The sequence below is a fragment of the Amycolatopsis palatopharyngis genome (assembly GCF_003385185.1).
GTDB classification, from domain to species: Bacteria; Actinomycetota; Actinomycetes; order Mycobacteriales; family Pseudonocardiaceae; genus Amycolatopsis; species Amycolatopsis palatopharyngis.
On record NZ_PQHZ01000010.1, the window covers coordinates 1 to 21,147 of the forward strand.

General features: G+C 67.8%; 23 protein-coding genes. 13 read left to right on the forward strand and 10 right to left on the reverse strand.

The window, feature by feature from the left end; all coding sequences use genetic code 11:
• The 4 genes from D0C15_RS09925 to D0C15_RS09940 form a co-directional block, all read right to left on the reverse strand.
• On the reverse strand, positions 1-988 hold a 988-nt coding region (locus D0C15_RS09925; RefSeq protein WP_281270682.1), incomplete at its 3' end, for a proton-conducting transporter transmembrane domain-containing protein.
• 208 nt (positions 989-1,196) lie between these two features.
• On the reverse strand, positions 1,197-1,544 hold the full coding sequence (locus tag D0C15_RS09930; protein ID WP_116043223.1) for an NADH-quinone oxidoreductase subunit A: 348 nt from the start codon (positions 1,542-1,544) through the stop codon (positions 1,197-1,199).
• Positions 1,545-1,701: 157 nt separating this feature from the next.
• The gene (locus D0C15_RS09935) at positions 1,702-2,226 is read right to left on the reverse strand and encodes a carboxymuconolactone decarboxylase family protein (RefSeq protein ID WP_116043226.1); all 525 of its coding nucleotides are present in this window, start codon (positions 2,224-2,226) and stop codon (positions 1,702-1,704) included.
• A gap of 25 nt (positions 2,227-2,251) precedes the next feature.
• Positions 2,252-3,706, reverse strand: coding sequence for an MFS transporter (locus D0C15_RS09940; RefSeq protein WP_116043229.1), 1,455 nt, complete (start codon positions 3,704-3,706; stop codon positions 2,252-2,254).
• Between the two features lie 363 nt (positions 3,707-4,069).
• Here D0C15_RS09940 and D0C15_RS09945 point away from each other — a divergent pair, with 363 nt between their 5' ends.
• Genes D0C15_RS09945 through D0C15_RS09960 form a run of 4 tightly spaced genes read left to right on the forward strand, consistent with a single transcriptional unit; the run spans position 4,070 to position 7,987 of the window.
• Positions 4,070-4,351: a metal-sensitive transcriptional regulator gene (locus D0C15_RS09945; RefSeq protein ID WP_116043231.1), complete on the forward strand. Its 282-nt coding sequence runs from the start codon at positions 4,070-4,072 to the stop codon at positions 4,349-4,351.
• Positions 4,352-4,401: 50 nt separating this feature from the next.
• Positions 4,402-4,608: a heavy-metal-associated domain-containing protein gene (locus D0C15_RS09950; protein ID WP_116043234.1), complete on the forward strand. Its 207-nt coding sequence runs from the start codon at positions 4,402-4,404 to the stop codon at positions 4,606-4,608.
• A 51-nt stretch (positions 4,609-4,659) separates the two neighbouring features.
• Positions 4,660-5,634, forward strand: a complete 975-nt coding sequence (locus D0C15_RS09955) for a hypothetical protein (RefSeq protein ID WP_116043236.1) — start codon at positions 4,660-4,662, stop codon at positions 5,632-5,634.
• 25 nt (positions 5,635-5,659) lie between these two features.
• Positions 5,660-7,987 carry a heavy metal translocating P-type ATPase gene (locus D0C15_RS09960; RefSeq protein ID WP_116043238.1) on the forward strand — a complete coding sequence of 776 codons (2,328 nt, stop codon included), beginning with the start codon at positions 5,660-5,662 and terminating at the stop codon, positions 7,985-7,987.
• Positions 7,988-8,074: 87 nt separating this feature from the next.
• Here the strand turns inward: D0C15_RS09960 and D0C15_RS09965 are convergent, their stop codons facing one another.
• Positions 8,075-8,422, reverse strand: a complete 348-nt coding sequence (locus D0C15_RS09965; RefSeq protein ID WP_245975684.1) for a DUF3817 domain-containing protein — start codon at positions 8,420-8,422, stop codon at positions 8,075-8,077.
• A 59-nt stretch (positions 8,423-8,481) separates the two neighbouring features.
• Positions 8,482-9,450: a threonine ammonia-lyase gene (locus D0C15_RS09970; RefSeq protein WP_245975685.1), complete on the reverse strand. Its 969-nt coding sequence runs from the start codon at positions 9,448-9,450 to the stop codon at positions 8,482-8,484.
• A gap of 99 nt (positions 9,451-9,549) precedes the next feature.
• On the opposite strand from D0C15_RS09970, the gene D0C15_RS09975 reads away from it, so the two are divergent.
• Positions 9,550-10,026 (forward strand): Lrp/AsnC family transcriptional regulator, encoded by a 477-nt coding sequence (locus D0C15_RS09975; RefSeq protein WP_245975686.1) that lies wholly within the window; start codon positions 9,550-9,552, stop codon positions 10,024-10,026.
• A gap of 11 nt (positions 10,027-10,037) precedes the next feature.
• On the opposite strand, the gene D0C15_RS09980 is transcribed toward D0C15_RS09975, so the two are convergent.
• The 3 genes from D0C15_RS09980 to D0C15_RS09990 all read right to left on the reverse strand — a co-directional run bounded on the left by D0C15_RS09980 (position 10,038) and on the right by D0C15_RS09990 (position 12,475).
• The gene (locus tag D0C15_RS09980) at positions 10,038-10,259 is read right to left on the reverse strand and encodes a DUF3072 domain-containing protein (RefSeq protein WP_116043243.1); all 222 of its coding nucleotides are present in this window, start codon (positions 10,257-10,259) and stop codon (positions 10,038-10,040) included.
• Between the two features lie 237 nt (positions 10,260-10,496).
• Positions 10,497-11,015, reverse strand: a complete 519-nt coding sequence (locus D0C15_RS09985) for a hypothetical protein (RefSeq protein WP_162829980.1) — start codon at positions 11,013-11,015, stop codon at positions 10,497-10,499.
• Between the two features lie 134 nt (positions 11,016-11,149).
• Entirely contained in the window at positions 11,150-12,475 is a 1,326-nt protein-coding gene (locus tag D0C15_RS09990; RefSeq protein WP_116043248.1) for a YjiH family protein, read from the reverse strand.
• 268 nt (positions 12,476-12,743) lie between these two features.
• Between D0C15_RS09990 and D0C15_RS09995 the strand changes: the two genes are divergently transcribed.
• The 4 genes from D0C15_RS09995 (at position 12,744) to D0C15_RS34665 (ending at position 16,054) form a co-directional block, all read left to right on the forward strand.
• Entirely contained in the window at positions 12,744-13,163 is a 420-nt protein-coding gene (locus D0C15_RS09995; RefSeq protein ID WP_162829979.1) for a WGxxGxxG family protein, read from the forward strand.
• An 81-nt stretch (positions 13,164-13,244) separates the two neighbouring features.
• Positions 13,245-14,177 (forward strand): non-homologous end-joining DNA ligase, encoded by a 933-nt coding sequence (gene ligD, locus D0C15_RS10000; RefSeq protein WP_116043253.1) that lies wholly within the window; start codon positions 13,245-13,247, stop codon positions 14,175-14,177.
• On the forward strand, positions 14,161-14,802 hold the full coding sequence (locus tag D0C15_RS10005) for a dienelactone hydrolase family protein (protein WP_116043255.1): 642 nt from the start codon (positions 14,161-14,163) through the stop codon (positions 14,800-14,802). Before ligD ends, D0C15_RS10005 begins: the two co-directional genes overlap by 17 nt.
• A 241-nt stretch (positions 14,803-15,043) precedes the next feature.
• Complete coding sequence (locus D0C15_RS34665) at positions 15,044-16,054, forward strand: DUF6801 domain-containing protein (protein WP_211323142.1); 1,011 nt, start codon at positions 15,044-15,046, stop codon at positions 16,052-16,054.
• 14 nt (positions 16,055-16,068) lie between these two features.
• On the opposite strand, the gene D0C15_RS10020 is transcribed toward D0C15_RS34665, so the two are convergent.
• Entirely contained in the window at positions 16,069-17,262 is a 1,194-nt protein-coding gene (locus D0C15_RS10020) for an aminotransferase-like domain-containing protein (protein WP_342768568.1), read from the reverse strand.
• Between the two features lie 183 nt (positions 17,263-17,445).
• On the opposite strand from D0C15_RS10020, the gene D0C15_RS10025 reads away from it, so the two are divergent.
• The 4 genes from D0C15_RS10025 to D0C15_RS10040 all read left to right on the forward strand — a co-directional run bounded on the left by D0C15_RS10025 (position 17,446) and on the right by D0C15_RS10040 (position 21,079).
• Positions 17,446-18,030 carry a DUF4232 domain-containing protein gene (locus D0C15_RS10025; protein WP_116043261.1) on the forward strand — a complete coding sequence of 195 codons (585 nt, stop codon included), beginning with the start codon at positions 17,446-17,448 and terminating at the stop codon, positions 18,028-18,030.
• A 202-nt stretch (positions 18,031-18,232) separates the two neighbouring features.
• Positions 18,233-19,273, forward strand: a complete 1,041-nt coding sequence (locus tag D0C15_RS10030; protein WP_116043264.1) for a hypothetical protein — start codon at positions 18,233-18,235, stop codon at positions 19,271-19,273.
• Between the two features lie 203 nt (positions 19,274-19,476).
• The gene (locus D0C15_RS10035; RefSeq protein WP_116043267.1) at positions 19,477-19,824 is read left to right on the forward strand and encodes a DoxX family protein; all 348 of its coding nucleotides are present in this window, start codon (positions 19,477-19,479) and stop codon (positions 19,822-19,824) included.
• A gap of 85 nt (positions 19,825-19,909) precedes the next feature.
• The gene (locus D0C15_RS10040; RefSeq protein WP_116043269.1) at positions 19,910-21,079 is read left to right on the forward strand and encodes an MFS transporter; all 1,170 of its coding nucleotides are present in this window, start codon (positions 19,910-19,912) and stop codon (positions 21,077-21,079) included.
• The last annotated feature ends 68 nt before the right edge of the window (positions 21,080-21,147 follow it).

Below are 21,147 nucleotides of genomic sequence, written 5' to 3' on the forward strand. Positions count from 1 at the left end.
TTAGTGGGGTGGGTGGGCCTGTAGGGCTGTCAGGAGTGACGGCGTACGCCCCGAGATAGAGCAGCAGGGCGGGTAGGGCCAGAGTGCTATGGCCGGCGGCCGCGAGCGCCATGAGCAGGTAGCCGACCTGGCTGATCGTCGAGTACGCGAGCAGACGACGCACGTTGTTCTGGAAGAACGCGGCTAGATTGCCCAGGGTCATCATGACCGCCGCGATCAGCGCCAGCAACAGGCCCCAGTCCAGGTCTGCCGGCTGCAGAGCCCCCTGCACGAGCCGGTGGATCGCGATGACCGCGCCGATCTTCGGCACCGTGGTGACGAGCGCTCCGACACCCGGGCGTGCGCCCTCGGTGACGTCCGGTACCCAGAAGTGGGCTGGGACGGCCCCGGCCTTGAACAGCAGGCCCGCCAGCACGAGGATGCCGCCGACGACTACCAGCGCGATCGGCGCGGCGGGCAACCGGTCGGACAACTCCGCGTACCGGGTGGCCTCGCCCGCGCCAAACAGGAGCATGACTCCGAACAGCAGGAAAACCCCGAGCAGGGCGCCGAGCAGGTAGTACTTCAACGACGCCTCGGTGCCGGTGGCGTCCTTGGCGGACCCGGTCAGCGCATAGAGCGGGACACTGGCCAACAGGTAGGCCGCCATCGGCAGCAGCAGATCACCGGCACCGGCAAGCAGTACGGCACCGAGTGCCGCCAGCAGCACCAGGACGACAAACTCACTCTCCCGCCGGTCACCCCGCAAGCGGTCGACGGCCTCCTCCAGCCGGGTGAGCGCATCAAGGGCGGTGGGAATGTCTGCCCGTGCCCTCGGTGCGGGAATGGACCGCCACACCCGGTCCAGATACGGCTCGAGGGCGTGTGCGGCAGGCCCGGCGACAACCAGCAGGTTCGCCTCCGCCGGGCTCGCCGCGAACCGCCACCCTCGCTCCCGCACTTGACGTTCGACAGCCAGCCGCGCTTCGGTTCCGCCCGGCGTGTTCACCAGCAGAGGGCGTGGGGGCGTCTGCCGGAGCAACCAGGCTCTCAGTGTTCGTCTGTGAACTCGGGTCCGCGATCGAGTCGCCAGGGCGCTGACTCCCAGGGGGCCTTGTGTTCTGCTGCTCGGCGCCCTGCCGCCTCGATAGCGGGACTTCGTCGGCCGAGGTCCCTCCGTCACCATGACCTCGTAATCCGCGGTTCCAGACGCCATCTCAGGTCCACCGCAGTGCCCCCTCTCGCCAGGCGTAGACGACACCGGCCAGGAGAATCGCCAGGAAGACGAACATCTCCACCACGGCGGAGATACCGGTCTTCGCCACGACGAGCGCCCATGGGTACATGAAGACCATCTCCATGTCGAAGGCGAGGAAGACCATCGTGACCGCGTACCAGTGCGCGTGATAGCGAGAGAGAGCATGTTCGGCCGGTGGATGTCCGGAGAGGAAGGGACGGACGTCGGCGATCGTCCTACCCAGACGGACGAGGAACGCGATCCCGTACAGACCTGCGATGACCAGAAATGTCAGCGCGAGCAGGAGAAGCGTTCCCTCGACGTTCACCCGGTCCTGCGCCTCCCGTTCGGCTCGTGCCGGAACTCCTGACCGTATTCCTCTCTGCCCACACCCGCGACCTGATGCCGGTGTCGTCGCCTGGCCCCTGGCTACGGCGGAGGAGACACCGCAGCCAGGGGTTGCTCGGTTGCGCCGGTCCCAAACGTCACTCCTCGGGGCCCGGCTCGATACCAGCGACGAGGTTGAACGAGCCGGTCAGCTGGTTTAGCGCGACCAGGCCGACGACGTCGGCGATGATCCGGTCACTCCAGCCGTGGACTCGCAGGCCGGCTACATCGTCATTCGCGATCGACCCTGGCTCGGCGAGTACGCGCAGGCCGAACGACACCAGAGCCGCCTCGCGGTGGTCGGTTGCCGTTGCCTGCCTCGCGAGCACGATGTCGGTCTCGCTCAGGCCCGCTGCCCGTCCAGCCTCGGCATGTGCCCGCAGGCAGAGTGCGCAACCGATCCATTCCTGTACCGCGAGGGAGATCTTCTCGCTCAACGGGCGAGCCAATCTGCTCCGCTTCATGGCGCGGGAGAGGTCGAGGTAGCCGTGGAGCACGGCAGGCGAGTGGGCCATCGTGCGGATCATGTCGCCCGCCGAACCGCGGCGCTCGATGATCCCGGTCAGCAGCTCACTCGACTTCTGCGGTGCTTCGGCGGTCTCAGGGGGGATGAGGTTGCGCATGAGGTGCTCCTAGCCTGTATCGGATTCAGCCGGTGACGCCGGACCGGGCCGCTGTGTCGTTCCGTTCGCCCGGCGTTGTGTGCCGTGACCGGCTCCGGTTCAGCGTCAGCGCGGCGATCAGCGCACCTGCGACGGCGATGGCGCCCGCGCCGAGGAATGCCGCCGACAGACCGCCGGTGAGCGCGACCACGTCGTCGGAGTTGCCCGCGCCCAGTGACGCGGCCAGCGCGGTCATCGCCGCGAGGCCGAGTGCCGAGCCGATCTGGTAGCTGGTGTTGACGATGCCGGAGGCAAGGCCACCTTCCTCCGGGCGTGCGCTGGCGATGGCGGTGCCCAGTGACGGGATGAACGCCAGCGCCATGCCGGTCGCCGCGACGACGGAGGCGGGCAGTACGTCGACCCAGAAGCCGCCGTCGGGCCGCAGCAGGGACAGCCACCCCAGTCCGAGGGCCAGGACGGTCAGCCCGGCCACCACCATCGGCTTCGCGCCGAACCGATTCATCAGTCGCGGTGCGAGCGCGATCATGATCACCATGATGATCGTGGTCATCGGCAGTAACGCCGAGCCGCTGGCGAAGGCGTCGAGACCGAGAACCTGCTGCAGGTAAAGGTTCAGGAAGAACCACATCGGAATCCACGCGGCACCGAGGAGTAGCTGTGCGACGTTGGCCGCGCCGAGGTTGGGGGTACGGAAGATGCCCAGCCGGACCAGCGGAGCACGGCGCTTGGCCTGAATGCCGAGGAACGTGCCGAGAAGTGCGACGGCGACCAGCAACCCGACGAGTGTCTGCGCCGAATTCCAGCCGGCCTCCGACGCCCGGACGATCGAGTACACGGCGACGGCCAGGCCCGCGGTGACGGTGATCGCCCCGAGGAAGTCCGTTGAGCCGCGCCTCGTCTGCCCCTGCGGCATCAGTGCGGGAATGGCTGCCAGTGCGATCAGCGCGATCGGGATGTTGATGTAGAACACCCACGGCCAGCTGATGTACTCGGTGATTACTCCGCCGAGGAAGACTCCCGCGGTGCCACCTGCCGGAGCGGCCGCTCCATAGAGTGCGAGTGCCTTGGTCATGTCCTTCGGCTCACTGCCGAAGAGCACCATCAGCAGGGTGAGCGCCGAGGGTGCGATCAACGCGGCTCCGATGCCCTGGGTGGCACGTCCCGCGAGCTCGACCCACACCTCGCCCGCCGCTCCCGCGATCGCGGAGCCGGCGAGTAGCACCACCCAGCCCGCGGTGAACACCCGGCGGGCGCCCAGCAGGTCGGACAGCCGTCCGCCGAGCAGCAGCAGGCCGCCGAAGGCGACCACGTAGGCGTTGAAGACCCAGGACAGGTTCTCCGGGGAGAAGCCGAGGTCCTGCTGTATCCGGGGGAGTGCCACCCCGATGATCGAGGTGTCCATGATCACCATGAACTGTGCCGCGGCTATGAGAGCGAGCGCCCACCAGCGGCGGCTCGTCCCGTGTGTGGTCGTGGACATTGGATAACTCCTTACGGGTGGGGGGTATGCGGTGAAGCTAGCAGCAGTCAACCAGATACACCAGCGGGTATTCCTTCCCCTGGCGAATTCGCGTCGGATGTGGCCAATCGGCGTCCGCGTGGCCCAGGCGGAAGCGTCGTTGCCGGCAAAGGGAAAAGTCGAAGCCGAAGTCGGGCCGGGATGGTCGGCCGGTCACAAGTGGACATCGGCCGGCCACGGCGGGGACATCCCGTGGCGGACTTGACTGGGATACCCCCTGTGGGTATAAATGTCGTGTCGGCGGCAACCCCGAGCATTGCCTGAGGGATTAGGGGTAAGGGGTATCGTTAGGTAGAGCCGTCGGCTGATGTGAAGGAGAGGGTCATGCGGGGATACACCGGGGACAAGGACGCTTACCTGAAGCGGTTGCGCCGGATCGAGGGGCAGATTCGCGGGCTGCAGCGAATGGTGGAGAACGACGAGTACTGCATCGACGTGCTGACGCAGATCTCGGCGGCCACCAAGGCACTGCAGTCGGTGTCACTCGGCCTGATGGACGAGCACCTGCGGCACTGTGTGGCCGAGGCGGTCGCCCAGGGTGGCGAAACCGCTGACGAGAAGGTCCGCGAGGCCAGTGAGGCCATCGCTCGCCTGGTCCGCTCCTGAGGTCGTTCCAACTCCGCATACACCGTTCACCACGAGTAAGGAGACTTTCCATGGCTGAGACCACCTACACCGTCAAGGGCATGACCTGCGGCCACTGCGTCCGTTCCGTGACCGAGGAGGTCAGTGAGATCGAGGGCGTGACCAACGTGGCTGTCGACCTGCCCACCGGCGCGGTCACCGTCACCAGCGCGAAGGAACTCGGTGCCGACGAGGTGCGCGCTGCCGTCGAGGAAGCCGGATACGAGCTGAGCGCCTGACGGCGACAGCTCCTCAAGCCGCAGGTCGATGACCTGCTGTGAGGAAGAGGCATGAACACTGCAGTCAAGCTCTCCGCCTACGGTGTAGCGCTCGCCCTGGTCGCCGCGGGCGCCACGGCGATCGGCTCCGCTGTCGGTCCCTTCACCGGCTCGGCCGGTGCGCTCGGTAGTGAGGACGCCGAGCACGGGGACGACCACAGCGGCACCGTCGCGGGGGCCGAGCAGGACCAGCCCGGTGGGCTGGCGTCGTCCAGGGGCGGTTACACCCTCACGCCCACCCGTACGACGCTCGAGCCGGGTACGAATCAGCCGTTCACCTTCCGCGTTCTCGGCCCGGACGGTGCGACCCTCACCGGGTTCGATGTCGAGCACGAGAAGCGGATGCATCTGATCGTCGTGCGACGGGACACCACGGAGTTCCAGCACGTTCACCCGAGGATGAAGGGCGACGGCACCTGGTCGGTGCCGCTGGACGTCCCCGCGGCGGGCAGTTACCGGGCCTTCGCCGATTTCGTGCCGGCCGGTGGGCAGCCGATGACCCTCGGTGTCGACCTCGCCGTACCCGGCGATTTCCGGCCCTCCGTGCACGAATCCTCCTCGGTGGCGAACGTGGACGGTTACCAGGTACGCCTCTCCGGTGACCTGGTGCCGGGGCGGTCTTCAGCGGTCACCGTTGCGGTGACCAGGAACGGTCGCGGAGTGACCGATCTGGAGCCCTACCTGGACGCCTACGGGCACCTGGTCGCATTGCGTGACGGGGATCTCGCCTATCTCCACGTGCATCCGGATGGGACTCCCGGTGACGGGAGGACGGCGGCTGGGCCCGGGGTGACCTTCCACGCAGAGGTTCCCTCTGCCGGCACCTACCGGCTCTTCCTGGACTTCCGGCACGAGGGCGAAGTGCGTACCGCGGAGTTCACCGTCACCACCGCGGGTGCCGTCCCGGAAGCCGCCGGCGCCCCGGCGCCGCCGGTCACCTCCCAAGGTGCCCATGAGGAAGACGGTGGCGAACATGGCCACCGCTGACGCGCGAGACGCGGGAAGGAGCGCCATGACGAGCGCCGACGTGCACGACTCCCAGCAGGTCGCGGGGCAGGATTACGAACTCTCGATCAGTGGGATGACCTGCGCTTCCTGCGCGATGCGGATCGAGCGGAAGCTGAACAAACTCGAGGGCGTCAGCGCCACGGTCAACTACGCCACCGAGAAGGCCAAGGTCACCGGTCCAGCGGAGATCGACCCCAGCGTCTTGATCAAGACGGTCGAGGCCGCGGGTTACGCCGCGGCCCTGCCCGCGCCGCGGCGCTCGGAGCCGTCCGACGAGCCCGGTACCGAGGCCGAAGACCCGACGCGGTCGCTGCGGCAGCGGTTGATCGCCGCCGTCGTGCTGTCGGTTCCGGTGATCGCGATGGCCATGGTGCCCGCACTGCAGTTCACCTACTGGCAGTGGATCTCACTCACCCTCGCCGCACCAGTGATCGTGTGGGCGGCGTGGCCGTTCCACAAGGCCGCGCTGGCGAACCTGCGCCACGGTGCGGCCACAATGGACACATTGGTGTCGTTGGGGACGACCGCGGCGTTCCTGTGGTCGCTGTACGCGTTGCTCTTCGGTAGCGCGGGAGTGCCGGGAATGACGCACCCGTTCGAATTCACCATCGAGCGCATGAGTGGTGACGCGAACATCTACCTCGAGGTGGCGGCCGGTGTCACCACCTTCATCCTCGCGGGCCGGTACTTCGAGGCGAGGTCCAAGCGCAGGGCCGGAGCGGCCCTGCGGGCGCTGCTCGAACTCGGCGCCAAGGACGTCGCCGTGCTCCGTGACGGTCACGAGGAACGCATCCCCACCGATGCGCTGGTGGTCGGCGACCGGTTCATCGTCCGGCCAGGGGAGAAGATCGCGACCGACGGGGTCATCGAGGAGGGCAACTCGGCCGTAGACGCCAGCATGCTCACGGGCGAGTCGGTGCCCGTCGAGGTGTCCCCCGGCGACGATGTCGTCGGCGCCACGGTCAACGCGGGTGGACGGCTGGTCGTGCGGGCGACCAGGATCGGATCGGACACCCAGCTCGCACAGATGGCCACCCTCGTCGAGGAGGCGCAGACGGGCAAGGCCGCCGTGCAACGACTGGCGGACAGGGTGTCCGCGGTGTTCGTACCCATCGTGATCGCGTTGGCCGTCGGGACGCTGGCCTTCTGGCTCGGTGCGGGCGGCTCGGTCGCGGCGGCGTTCACCGCGGCTGTCGCGGTGCTGATCATCGCCTGCCCGTGCGCACTGGGCCTGGCCACGCCGACCGCGCTGCTCGTCGGCACGGGGCGGGGCGCCCAGCTCGGGATCCTGATCAAGGGCCCGGAGGTCCTCGAGTCCACTCGCCGGGTGGACACCATCGTGCTCGACAAGACCGGCACGGTCACCACCGGGCAGATGGCCCTCGTGGACGTTCTGACCGCGCCCGGCGTCGAGGCCGACGAGGTGCTGCACCTTGCCGGGGCACTGGAGAACGCCTCGGAACACCCCATCGCCCGCGCGATCGCGAAGGGTGCGCGGGACAAGGTCGGCGAACTGGGTGACGTCGAGGACTTCACCAGCACCGAGGGCCTTGGTGTACAGGGTGTGGTCGACGGCCACGCCGTGGTCGCGGGCAGGACCGCGCTGCTGGATCAGTGGGGCCTGCGGCTGCCGGCCGAACTTGCGGAGGCGAAGGCCGTGGCTGAGCGGCAGGGCCGCACGGCGATCGCCGTCGGCTGGGACGGGCAGGCGAAGGCGGTACTCGTGATCGCCGACACCGTCAAGGCGAGTTCGGCCGAGGCGATCGCTCAGTTGCGTGGTCTCGGGCTGACCCCGGTGCTGCTCACCGGGGACAACGAGGCCGTCGCCAGGTCGGTCGCCGCTGAGGTGGGGATCGATGGGGATGACGCCGTGATCTCCGAGGTGCTGCCGAAGGACAAGGTGGACGTCGTCGCCAGGTTGCAGGCCGAAGGTCATGTGGTGGCGATGGTCGGTGACGGGGTGAACGACGCGGCGGCGCTCGCGCAGGCCGACCTCGGGCTCGCGATGGGAACCGGTACCGATGTGGCGATCGAGGCCGGCGACCTCACTCTGGTGCGGGGTGACCTGCGGGCCGCGGTCGACGCCATCCGGTTGTCGCGCAGGACCCTGCGCACGATCAAGGGAAACCTGTTCTGGGCGTTCGCCTACAACGTGGCGGCCCTGCCACTGGCGGCGGCCGGACTGCTCAACCCGATGCTCGCGGGAGCCGCGATGGCCTTCAGCTCGGTGTTCGTGGTCAGCAACAGCCTGCGACTGCGGGGTTTCCGCAGCACCGCCTCGGCGGAGGCGGGCGCCGAGGGCAGGACGCGAGAGCCCGTCGCGGTCGCCTGATCCGCGGCAGGCGGACCGCGCGAACGAGGCGGTGGGCCGGATTTCCGGCTCACCGCCTCCGCGCTGAGTGGCCCAGCGCTCAACGTTTCAGCGCGTCGGTTCGTCCTGTCCGGTGGACAGCTCAGCCATAGCTCCCCGCCGGGCCGCCCAGCGCTCGAACCACACGGAGCCGAACGGCGGGATACTGGCGAGGAGTCCGATCACCATGGTGCGCCCGCTCCAGCCCAGTGGTTTTCTCACCCAGAGTGCGATCGCGACGTAGGCGATGAACACCGCACCGTGGATGGGTCCGAAGATCTGCACGCCGATCTCGTTGTGCACCACGACGTACTTGAAGAACATCCCGGTCAGCAGGCCCGCCCAGGAGATCGCCTCAGCGACGGCGACGAGGCGGAATCGGGTGGCGGGGGTACTCACATCCAGCAAAGTGGTCACCGCGTCATTGTGGCCCACCGCTCCCGCGTCGCCTGAGTCTCCCCATCGCCGCCCGCACATCAGCGCGGAAAGACCGCCCCGAACAGCGCCGGGTCGAGATTCGATCCGGTGAGGACGGTCGCGACCAGGTCTCCCGGCAGGTCGTGCACGGCTATAGCCGCGAGCCCCGCGGCGCCCGAGGGTTCCAGTACCAGTCCCAGGGTGGTCGCGGCGGTGTGGATCGCGGCCAGCATGTCCGAATCCTCGACCAGCACGATGTCGTCGACCAGCGCGCGCATCCGGGACAGTGACGACGGCACGGGCCGGTCGATCCGGATCCCCTCGGCGATCGTGTCCGCTCGGCTGGATATCACCCGGCCGGTACGCCAGCTCTCCGCCACGCTCGTGGCCCCAGCCGCGCAGACCCCGATGATCCGGGTAGCCGGCGAGCGATCCTTGATCCAGCGGGCGACGCCGGTGATCAGCGAGCCGTCCCCGATGGGGAGGACCACGGTGTCGATGGGCCCTGCCGCGAGCAGTTCGACACCGATCGTTCCCGCCCCCTCGGCGATCGCCGGATCGTCACCGTCCTCCACGAAGACCCGGTCGTCGCGTTCGCCCGCGTAGGCCACGGCGGCGGCACGCGCGTCCCCTGCCACCTCGTGGACGGTCACGCCGAAGGACCGCATCCGGCCGATCTTGGCCGGATTTCCCCCTTCCGCCATGAAGACGTCGGCGTTCAGCCCCCTGCCGCGAGCCGCGTAGCCCAGCGCCTGACCGAAATTGCCGGTGGACTCACCGACCAATGTGGTGCCTGGCGCGAAACGCTGGACCAGGATCTGCGCCCCGCGCCCTTTGAAGCTGCGCAACGGGTTGAGGGTCTCGACCTTCACCAGGACGCGCCTGCCCAACGCGGCGCAGAGCTGTTCGTCCACGAACTGCGGGGTGTTCCGCAACTCCGGATCGATCACCGCGGACGCTTCGGCGATGCGGGTGAGGGACAGTTCGGTCACGGACTCGTCATCGAGCCGGGGCGGGCTGGCGCGCACGGGAACTCCTTTTCGGGTGGTACCTGACGAACCTCAACGCTAGAGCGGGTGCCGGTGGCGCCGATTGAAAAATTTACCGCTGAAGCGCAAGATTATTGCGTGCGACAACCACTGGTGCTCGACCCGATCGACCGGCATCTCCTGGAACTGATTCAGGAGGATGCCGGTCGCCCGCTGCACGACCTCGGCACGGCGGTGGGTCTTTCGCCGAGTGCCGTACAGCGGAGGCTCACGCGCTATCGCGCCGCGGGCGTGGTGACCGGACAGGTGGCGGTGGTGGACCCCGCGCGCGTCGGGAGTACCGCGCTCGCGGCCGTGCTGGTGACGCTGGAGCGGGAGTCCGCGGAACATCACGCGGTCTTTCGGCAGCGGATGCTCGCCGAACCCAGAGTGCAGCAGTGCTACGACCTCGCGGGGGAGTGGGACTACCTGGTCGTGCTGATAACCCGCGACCTACGCGAGTGCAGGGAGTTGTCGGACCGGCTCTTCATGCGCGACGAGAACGTGCGCAGGTTCGACACCCTGCCGGTACTCGACGCGATCAAGACGGGACGGTCGGTACCGCTGCCGGGATGAGGGAGTGTCGCTCACTCACCCCGGCCGGTCCGTTCCTGCAGCTTGTCGATCCACTGTGACGCGTCGACCTTGCTCAGCCCGTCCGGTACCTCGACACCGGCCTCCTGGGCGAGGGTGTGCAGATAGGACCGCTGCAGGCCGGTCATCGGCTCGTCCCCGGTGACCCACTCGCCCGGATCCTTCTCCGGGGTCGGCGACACCTGGTCCTCGTCTCGGCTGCGCTGCTCGCTCATCCGGTCCTCCTTCGTTTCGTGGACCTCTGGGCCTTACCCCTGATCGGCGGGCTCGACACCCCGCACAGGACCTCGGCGTAACTCCCACCCTCGACGCGTCCGTGTGGCCCACGACGGACGTACAGGTTCCCGGCCGCGGTAACCTCGCAGCGGATCCCGGTGTGGCGGTTTCGCGCGGGAAGGGTGGGCCCAGACGTCCACCGGATGTCAGGGCCCACCTCTACCTCGGTAGCCGGTTCAGCTGTCGAGCTGCCACTTGTAGGTCGCACTCTTCACCGGAGCGTTGAACTTGCGCGACCACTCGGTGCGATTGTTACAGGGGGCCACGATGCGTGTTTTCTTCGCCGTGAAAGAACGGCTTTCCTTGTACTGCTGCAGGCGTTTGGTCTGCCCGGCGGAGACATGTGCCGCATAGGACCAGGAGTCCGATTTGGCGTAGCTTCCGCCGACCGTGACACTCAGGGACACGCTCGCCTTGGCGAACACGACGCCCGCTTCCGCGCTGGTCGTGCCCGAGACCGACGCGTTCACCGACGACGTCGTCGTCTTGTTGTACGTGATGGTCCCGGGGCCTCTGAGATAGTCACTGCGCAGATTGGTCTTCAACCAGCTCTTGGCCCCGTTGGAGATGGAGTAGTACACATTGCCCACCTCGGGGCACGCAGCGAACGCCTGCGCGCCACCCCCCAGTACGGCTGGTGTGACGGTGACCGATACGGCCATCAGGACCGCAGCCGCGGCACGACGAGTTCTCATGGATCAATCCGCTCTTCAGTTCGATATGACCACCGAACAATAGCGCGCTCTGTCCATTCTGTACCCAAATCAGAAACACACTTTCCCCGCCGAAAGTAGGTAGCGCGTCGTCCGTCCGCGCCGCTATGGCAAGGCTAGAAGAGCAGGTGTGTGACGACCGCGAGGATCGGGATGCTGATCAGCGTCCGCAGGACGAACAACACCAGGCAGTGCCACAGCCGTACCGGCAGTTCGAGGGAAAGCAGCAACGGAATGGTGGCACTGAAGAAGAAGATCTGGGTCAGCGACATCGCGGCCACGAAGAACTTCGCCTGCAGCGAGACGTCGACGGCCAGCAACGCGGGCAGGAACATCTCGCTGATCCCGATGACGGTGGACTGTGCGACCACCTCGCTGTCCGGAATCCCCACCAGCGAGATGAGCGGTTCCACCGGCGCGCTGAGCCATTCGAACAGCGGGGTGTGGTTCGCGACGAGGACGGCCAGCACGCCGACGGTGAGGATGGCGGGAACAACGGTCATGGCCAGGCGTACGCCGTCGATCAGGCCCCGCTTCGTCTCGAACAGCACGGAGCCCGATTCCGCCGCGCGATGCCTGCCCGCCTTGACGGCCGCGGGCCACAGCCTGCCGGGCACCTCGGGTTCCCGGACGGGCTCGCCGACATACCTGTCACGTATGCGGGACAGGGGCGGCACGCGGCACAGGATCGCCGCGAGCACGAGCGTGAGCAAGGAGACGACGAGGACCAGGAGGCCGAAGTACGGCAGCAGGTCGAGGGTGGAGGCCACGACGGCGAAGAAGCCGAGGCTGACCGTCGAGAAGCAGGTCGCGATGACGACGGCCTCCCTGGCGGAGTAGCGCGACTCCAGATACATCTTGTTGGTGACGTAGAGCCCGACGGAGTAGCTGCCGACGTAGGAGGCGATGCCATCGAGTGCCGCCCTGCCCGGCACCCGGAACAGCGGCCGCATCACCGGCCGGGCGAGAGTGCCGACGAGTTCCAGACCACCGAAGGCGACGAACAGCGTCACGAACAGCGCGCCGATCGGCACGATCACCGCGACCGCGGCCACCAGTTTGCCGTACATCAGCCCGCCGACCCCTGGGGCGAGCACGGCGTCAGGGCCGGTTCGGGTCACGATCATCAGCGCCAGCACGGCGCCTGCGACCCGCAGCAGGATCATCAGCCACGGTGCGCGGAAACCCCGCACGAACGACCACCGCTCGCCGGCAGGACCGTAGGCCGCCACCGTCAGGGCCAGCGCGCCGAGGATGAGGGCGAGGCTGTAGTACTCGACCAACCAGCTGAGTTCACCCGTGATCGTGCTGACCGCGACGTCGAACGGAACCGTCCAGCTGCCGTCCCAGCGCACCGGGAGCAGGAAGAAGAGGGCGCCGGCAACTGTGGCGAGCACGAGCCTGCGGGTGACGGCCGGGCTCGTGGGGTCTGTCGTCGTCATCGCGTGGCCACCTCCGACTACGGCGTTGTGGTGCCGGGTTACGCGCCCGGCCACCGAGTTGGCCCATTGCACCCCGCGACCCCAAGCGGTTCCAGAGTGGACATGGAGATTACGTCTGGTATCCAAGACGCGACCGCGGCCACCCGAATCAGCGAAAACGGGTACACCTCCGAGTGATGATGTGGTGATCGGCCATTCGCCGGGGTATGTCGGCGGTTTGCCCCGGAGACCGGCTCAGGGGCTGCTCGACGTTGGGAGCTCTGCCGTGATGTCGAAGAGGATGCGAGTGTGGGCAATCGCGGCGACCGTCGGTGTCGCGATGTCGTCGTCGCCGCTGGCCGCTGCCCAGCCCGCGCCACAGGAGCGGGGATACGGCGTACCCCTCCAGGTTCAGGAGGCCGACCCGGTGACCGAGGACGATGACGGACTGTGGGGCCTGCTCGGACTGGCAGGTCTGCTGGGGTTGCTCGGCCTGCTCCGGCGGTCGCCACGCCGCGATCACAAGAACGCGCTGGCGGGCTACCCGGCCGCGAGTCAGCCGGCCATGCCCGACGCCAACGGGGCATTCACGCCGCCCGGCGGGCAACCGATCCCGCCCCAGGCAGCGGGCCCTCCGCCGGCCACAGCGGTGCCCGCGCCGAGTTCCGGTGAAGTCGCCTCGGAGAAGCCGCTGCGGCGCTGGCCCTGAACCGGCCGCGGGTGGTCACGAGAACAACCAGTCAGCCGATTCGTGCGGCCTGTGGGCCGGTTACCGGCTACGTTCTGTTCCATGGCCAAGGACTCTGCGGTCGAACTCGAGGTCGGGACCAGGACGGTGCGCATCTCCAACCCGGACCGGGTGTACTTCCCGGCTCGGGGTGAGACCAAGCTTGACCTCGCCCGGTACTACCTGTCCGTCGGCGAGGGCATCGTGCGGGCATTGCGAGAGCGGCCCTGCATGATGCACCGCTACCCGTCCGGCGTCTCGGGTGAGAAGGTGCACCAGAAGCGGATCCCGCAGGGTGCGCCTGAGTGGGTCGAGACCGTGCGGGTGGACTTCCCCCGCTACAAGCGCCATGCGGACGAGTTGTGCGTGACCGAACTGGCCAGTGTGGTGTGGTCGGTGCAGATGTCCACGGTGGAATTTCACCCGTGGAACTCGCGCAGGGCCGACACCGAGCGGCCGGACGAATGGCGCATCGATCTCGACCCGATGCCGGACTGTGCCTTCGGCACCGTGCGCAAGGTCGCCCACGTCGCCCACGAGGTGCTGGACGAGCTCGGGATGGTCGGCTGGCCCAAGACCTCGGGGGGCGACGGCCTGCACATCTATGTCCGTATCGAGCCGCGCTGGGGATTCTCGGAGGTCCGGCGGGCGGCGCTCGCCTTCGCGAAGGCGGTGGAGCGCCGTGCGCCGAACGAGGTGACGACGGCGTGGTGGCGCAAGGAACGCGACCCCAGCAGGGTGTTCGTCGACTACAATCAGAACGCCAGGGACCACACGATCGCCAGTGCCTACTCCGTGCGTGGTGTCCCCGAGGCGACGGTCTCCACCCCCATCACCTGGCAGGAGGTGGACGACGTCGAGCCCGGTGACTGCACGATCGCCACCGTGCCGGGGAGGTTCGCCGAGTTCGGCGACCTGCACGACGGTATCGACGACACCGCGTACACACTTGACACCCTGCTCGAATGGGCGGACCGCGATGGGCTCGACAGCTGAGCGTGGTGCGGCCGCGCCGGGGTGTGAGGTGACAGCACTGGTGATCGCGCACGAGATTCTCGGTCTCAACGCGCACATCGAACGGATGCGGGACCGATTCGCTCGCTACTCCTGCGATGTCCACACACCAGCGTTGTTCGAGGATCCAACCCGGCGTTTTCGTCACGACGAGCAACGGGCCGCCGTCGGGTACCTGCGGCGCACGGGTGGTGTCGACGCCATGGCCGGCAGGCTGATCGGCGTCGCCGAATCACTGCGACCGCGGTATCGGCGGGTCCTCGCGCTCGGATTCAGCGCCGGCGCCACGGCCAGCTGGATCGCCGCGAACAGCGGCGTCTTCGACGCCGTGGTCTGCCTCTATGGTTCACGCATCCGCGACCATCTCGATCTGCGACCGGCCTGCCCGTGCCTGTCGCTTTTCGCCGCGGTGGAACCGGGTTTCTCCCCTCGACGCGTGGCCGCAGGGCTCGCCGGCACGAGGAATGTCACCGCGGAGGTCTACGACTGTGGGCACGGATTCTGCGATAAGGACAACGCGAATCACGATGGTGACGCAGCCGAGCACGCGCTGACGAGAGCGGCCGCGTTCCTGGGCCTGGCGCCGGTCGGTTCGTGTCCTGCCTGAGCGTGTACCACTGAACTGTGCGTCGCTGAGCGTTGTCGCGAACGATTTTGTCACGTCGATCAGAGGCTGTGCGGGAATTGTTTCGCGCGGCGTCGAATACCTTGTTGTCATCGCGGTGCTGCAGTAGCTTTCCACGCGGTAGCAACAGGATGAACGTCGCAAGGGGCGCCCTTTTCCCTTTTCGGAAGTATTCTCCGGGTGCCAAGAATTCAGTGGGGTCATCCGGCCCGACGGAAGAGGAATGACCGGCGTGTTGACGAGATCACGTAAATTCGGTGCCGGACTGGCCGCGACGGCCACCTGCGTCGCGGCAGCCGGGCTGATGCTGGGGGCCGGGACGAGTGCCGCGGAGCCGGTGACCTTGGAACTCGGGTACAAGTGCCCGTTTCCGTTGATCGGCGTGCAACCGATCAAGGTGGTGATCTCGGCCGATCTGCCGGCAACGGCGGAGGTAGGAGTCCCGACGCCCGCGTTCGACATCACGGCGGTATCGACCGTGCCGGAAACCGCGACGCAAGGTCTGACGCTGGTCGGTGCGAAGACGGTGGAAGGTACGGCGCTGGCGGATTCGACCGTCGACGCACCGCAGGGTTCATTGGACGTCAAGGTTCCGACGACGGTGGCCAAGACGCAGGTTCCAGCTTCCGGTCCGTTCGAGGTGGTGGCGACGGGAGCCGCACCTTCATTGACGTTCAGCGAGCCGGGGAAGGCGACGATCACGGTGGGCAACCTGCTGTTGACGTTGACTCCGCGAACAGCGGACGGTGCCGAGACCGGACTCGGGACCTTCGATTCGGCATGCACGCAGGACCCCGGGCAGAATTCCGTGCTGGCCACGATCGAGATCACCGGCGAGGGCGGTGGCACGACGCCGACCCAGCCGACCGAGCCGACGACTCCCACAGAGCCCACGGAGCCCACAGAGCCCACAGAGCCCACGACTCCGACGGAGCCCACGGAGCCCACGACTCCCACGGAGCCGACCGAGCCGACCGAGCCCACGGAACCAGCGGAGCCCACAGAATCGACCACGCCGACAGCGCCGAGCGAGCCCGACACCACGGTTCCGCCGCCCGGCGGGCCACAACAGCCCGGAGGCTACGACGGTTCGTACATCCCGATGGGCGATAAGGACGAATACAGCCAACTGGCGAGCACCGGTGTCTCGGTCGGTCTGCCCGTCGCGGCGGGTCTGCTGCTGATCGGCGCCGGAGCGGCCCTGCTCACCCGGCATCACCGCCAGACCGAGTGAGGTGATCAGGTGCGCTACCCGACGGCATCCAGCGCTTCCGCGAGCCTGCGCACACCCTCGGCGATCTCCTCCGGGGTATGCGTCGTGAAGGACAGCCGCATGGTCGCCCGGTCAGGGATGCCGGCGAAGAACGCCGCGCCGGGCACGAAGGCGACGTCACGCCGCAGAGCCGCGTGCAGCACGTCCTGCGCGTCGATGCTGGACGGGAGCCGGAGCCAGACGAACATGCCACCGTCCGGATCGTCGATGTGGGTACCGGCAGGCATGGCGGCGGACAGTTCGGCGACCATCGTGTCCCGCCGTTCCCGGTAGCTTCCGCGCAGGCGCAGCACGTGTGCGTCGAGGTCGGCGGTGGCGAGGTAGTGCGCGGCAGCGGCCTGATCGATGGTCGAGGTGTGCAGGTCCGCCGCCTGTTTGGCGACGATGATCGCGGCCCTGAGCGGGCGCGGAGCACGAACCCAGCCGAGTCGCAGGCCGGGCGCACCGATCTTGGAGAAACTTCCGAGGTAGACGACGTGGTCCTGGGCGCCGAGCGCGGCGGCGAGTGGTGGTACTCCGGTGCCCCGGTAGCGCAGTTCGCCGTAGGGATCGTCCTCGACGACCCAGACGCCGTTGGCGGCGGTCAGTTCGGTGATCGCCTGCCGCCGCCGCGGGCTCAGCGTTCGACCGGTCGGATTGGCGAAGGTCGGGACGAGATACACCAGCGTGGGGCGTTCCCTGGCGATGACCCGCGCCAGCGCGTCCGGATCCATGCCCTCCTCGTCCTCCGGAACCCCGACGACTCGCGCGCCCGCGAACTGGAACACCTGCAGTGCGGCGAGGTAGGTGGGTTCGCCGACGGCGACAACGGCTCCCGGTTCGAGAAGTGTGCTCGCGACCAGGGTCAACGCCTGCTGGGAGCCGGTGGTGACCAGCAGGTCCGCCTCGCCGGTCGGGAGACCCTGCCCGGACATGCGCTCCGCCACGAAGGCCCGCAGCTGTGCGTTGCCCTCAGTGGGTGCGTACTGCAGATTGCGGCGGCCGCTGCCTTCGGTGAGGGCGTGGGCGAACGCCGCGCGCCAGCCGTCGAGGTCGAACAGGTCGGGGGCCGGCAGACCGCCCGCGAAGGAGATCACCTCGGGCCGCTGGGTGAGGGCGAGCAGGTCGCGAACGGGCGAACGGGCGACGTTGTTCAGGTTCCTGGACATGGAAGGCACAGCGATGGACACGTGAGACTCCTCGGTACGGCTCTGGGACATCGCGTCCGGGGATACGTTCTTGCCGTCGTCACCCGTGCGCGGAGCAGGAGCACCTTTGTGAGGAGCGAGAGTGAGTGTACCCGGATTCGGGAGCTGATGTCAGGAGCCGGGGCGTTGGCGCGGGGCATCGCCCGCCGGCGCTAGTGTTGTCGTATGGGGGACGGGAAGAGGGTCGCGGTCGCCGCACTGGTACTGCTTTCGGTGGGCGCGTGCGGGCAGGGGGACACCGCACTGACCCGATCTACCACGACGTCGGGGACCACCTTCACCCCGGCGCCCACGGTGTGGCGGCCGAGTGAGCCCGCGAACCCGGAACCGAAGGCATGCCCCGATTCCGGTGTGCGTCACGAGGCGGGTCAGGTGGAGGCGGCGCTCGGGCACCGCGCGGTCGTGCTGACCCTGGTCAACTGTGGGTCCGTCCCGCGAGTTGTCACCGGTTACCCTGCCGTTGCCGTTCTTGACCCGGCCGGAGTACCCGTGGACGTCGAGGTGCGACACGATTCCTCCTATATGGCAATAGATCCCGGACCGAAGACGATCGAGCTCGACCCCGGAGACTCGCTGCTGTCCGTCGTCGCGTGGTCGGCGACGGTCACCGACGGCGAGTCCGAGACCGGGGCCGCGCTGGCGGTCTCGTCGTTGCCAGGGCAGAAGCCGCAGACTCTCGAAGTGGAAACCGACCTGGGTACCACCGGCGAGATCGAGGTGACCGCCTGGGATGTGGCGCTCGCCAGGTGAGTCGCGAATCCGCGAGTCACCGGAGCGCTCCGGTATCGAGTTGGAAGTATTTTGGCTCGATCCTTTCCCTTGCTGATGAGATGTTGCCTCCGCCATGGTGCTGACATGTTCTGGCGCAACGGTTTCTCGTGCACGTCGCGACCGCGATGGCTCGTGGTGGCGCCCGTACAGCCAGTTCGACCAAGCTGAACTTGGAGAGACCATGGGGATCATCCGGAAACCAGAACGGTGGCCGATGCTCTCGGCCACCGCCTGCACCGACGCCGCGCCCCGCCCCGGACGCGGACTGCGGGTGGTGCTCGCGGCCGCGCTGACGTTCGTCGTCGGCGCGGCGTTGATGCCGGCCGTGGCTCAGCCAGCTACCGCTGCCGGTGCGCCCGCCGGCATGCACAGGTTCGTGGTGGCGGTCGGAAAAGTGGACGCCGGTTCGCGGCAGAACTGGGTACGTCTCGCCAACTACTCGTTGACGGCCGATGGCAAGGCTTATGAGTCGCACTTCCACTGGACCCAGCGCTCGCCCGGCAAGCGGAGCTATACCGGAGTGCGTGGGGTGGGCTGCCGTGCCCGATCCTGTCAGGTTCAGACGGCCACGGGATTCCAGGCCAGTTCGCCGCCGCGGAAGCTGCAGGGAACGTACACCGTTACCGGATCGGTGTTGCGAATCCAGTGGGACGGCAACGGCTGGGAGGAGTGGACCGTGAGCCAGCCGATCGAGGGCAAGCTGGCGAAACTCGCGTTCAAGCGCAGCTCGTTCGGCGCGACCCACGGCTATGGTTACGGAAGCAATGCGAAGTGGAACGACAGGGCGTCCATGGCCACGATCGCCGCGGCCGACCACGGCGAGTTCCGGCACGACTATCACCTGTGGAAGACCAACTCCGGAAAGCCCTACGTCGATGAGGGCTCCGGCAGTCCTTTCTGGATGCGGGATTGGCAGCGCTGCGACAGCGCACGTTGTCTCGGCGGGACGACGACGGCCACGCAGTACTATCTGGGCACGGCCAACTCCAGCTCCACGGACCGGCGTAACACCCTGTGGCACTGGCGTACCGCGCTCGCGGACAATCGGGGTGAGTACTGCTACACCGGCAACTCGCACGTGAAGCCGATGATGCAGATCATCGACAGCGACGGCGGATTCCACGGCTGGGTCGCGGTAGAGGCATCGTTCAACGAGAGCTCTCCCAGTCAGGGCCGTGATGCCGACGACATCGGGGTCTTCCAGATCAGCCGGTTCCCCTGAACCCATCCCCTGGAACTCCCCCTGGCCCCTTCCTGGCCTTCGTCCTCCCCCTGGACCACCCGATCGCACTTTCCCGGGAAAGTGCGATCGGGACCCGGGGCGGGTGCGGTTCGGGGCGCTGTCACATTCGCGATGCCGGCCGTGTCAGGACAGTGACGAGCTCGAACCGCCCGTCATTCGCAAGCAGACGAGGAGAATCGTTGATGTCTACCGCGTACGTCGTCGTCACTGTTCTGGCAGCCGCGATGGTGGCCTTCTCGGCCGGCTCCGTGTTCTTTCGATCCACCTGGGTGGTGGAACCCTTGACCCAGTACGGCGTCCCCCGCTCCTGGTGGCCCTGGCTGGGCACGGCGAAGGCCGCAGGCGCCGCGGGGCTGCTGGCTGGCCTGCTGGTGCCGTTCGTCGGCCTCCTGGCCGGAATCGGGCTTGTGGTGTATTTCGCCGGAGCCGTCGCCACGGTGGTCCGCGCGCACTCGTACTCGCACATCCCGTTCCCGTTGCTGTACCTGGCGCCGGTGGTTGGGTCGCTGGCCCTGGGCTTCGCCGCCTAGGGCGGTTCGCGAATTGGCGGATTAGCGATACTGACAGGCAGTTTCTCGGAAGCGGGACAACTCCCGGAGCGGTGAGCATGGGGAGGTGTCAAGAAACAAACTGATCATCCTGCTGTCTGCCGGCCATGCCTGTGTGGACGTCTACCAGGGCGCGGTGGCCGCGCTCGTCCCCTTCTTCGTGGCCGAACGCGCGTACACCTTCGCCGCGGTCTCGGGAGTCGTGCTCGCCGCTTCGTTGTTGTCCTCGGTGGCGCAACCGCTGTTCGGTGCGCTGACCGACCGCTGGTCACTGCCCTGGCTGCTGCCGGTCAGCACGATCGTCGGCGGGCTGGGAATCGCGCTGAGTGGCATCACCGGTTCCTACCCGCTGACGCTCGTTTTCGTTGCTGTGTCCGGGATCGGCGTCGCCGCCTATCATCCCGAGTCCGCCCGCCTCGCCCGAATCGCGGGCCGGGGCAGTCACTCGGCGATGAGTTGGTTCGCCCTCGGTGGCAACATCGGGTTCGCCCTCGCGCCCCTCTTGGTCGCCGCTGTTGTCGCGACCGGCGGTTTGCGGCTCTCGCCGTTGCTCATGGTGCCGGCCATCGCGGGCAGCGTGCTGTGCCTGCCCGTTCTGCGCGCACTGTCCAGGACCGCACACACCGGTTCCCGTACGGAAGCCGCGCCGGGGGCCGACGACAGGAAGTCGTTCCTGAAGCTGTCGCTGGCGGTCGTATGCCGGTCCATTGTGTTCGTCGGCCTGAGCGCGTTCATCTCGCTCTATGCCCAGCAGCGTACGGCGAGCGGAGTCGCCGCCGGTACCGTGGCGCTGTTCGTGCTCTACCTCGGTGGAGCGATGGGTACCGTCCTCGGTGGCCGGCTGGCCGATCGCTGGCAGCGGGTTCGCGTCGTGCGCTGGTCCTATCTGCTCACGGTGGGCGCGGTCGCAGGTGTCGTTTTCGTTCCCGGTCCCGCGTTCTACGTTTTCGTCGCGCTGACCTCTGTCGGCCTCTATGTCCCGTTCTCGTTGCAGGTCACCCTCGCGCAGGACTACCTGCCCTCCCGCGTCGGCACGGCCAGCGGCATCACCCTTGGCCTGACCGTGAGCATCGGTGGACTCGCGAGCCCTCTCATCGGCGGCCTCGCCGACGCCACCTCTCTGCGGTGGGCCCTCGTCCCATTGATCGCACTGCCAGCCCTGAGCTGGCTGCTGTTCCGGGCACTGCCCGAACCGGCGGCGCCCAAACTGCCTGACGCCAGTCCGGTCCCCGCTTGACCGGCGCCGGTCCTCGCCCGAAACCCTGTCCGCGCCGGGTGGAACGGAATGCGTGCTCGTACCGGGTT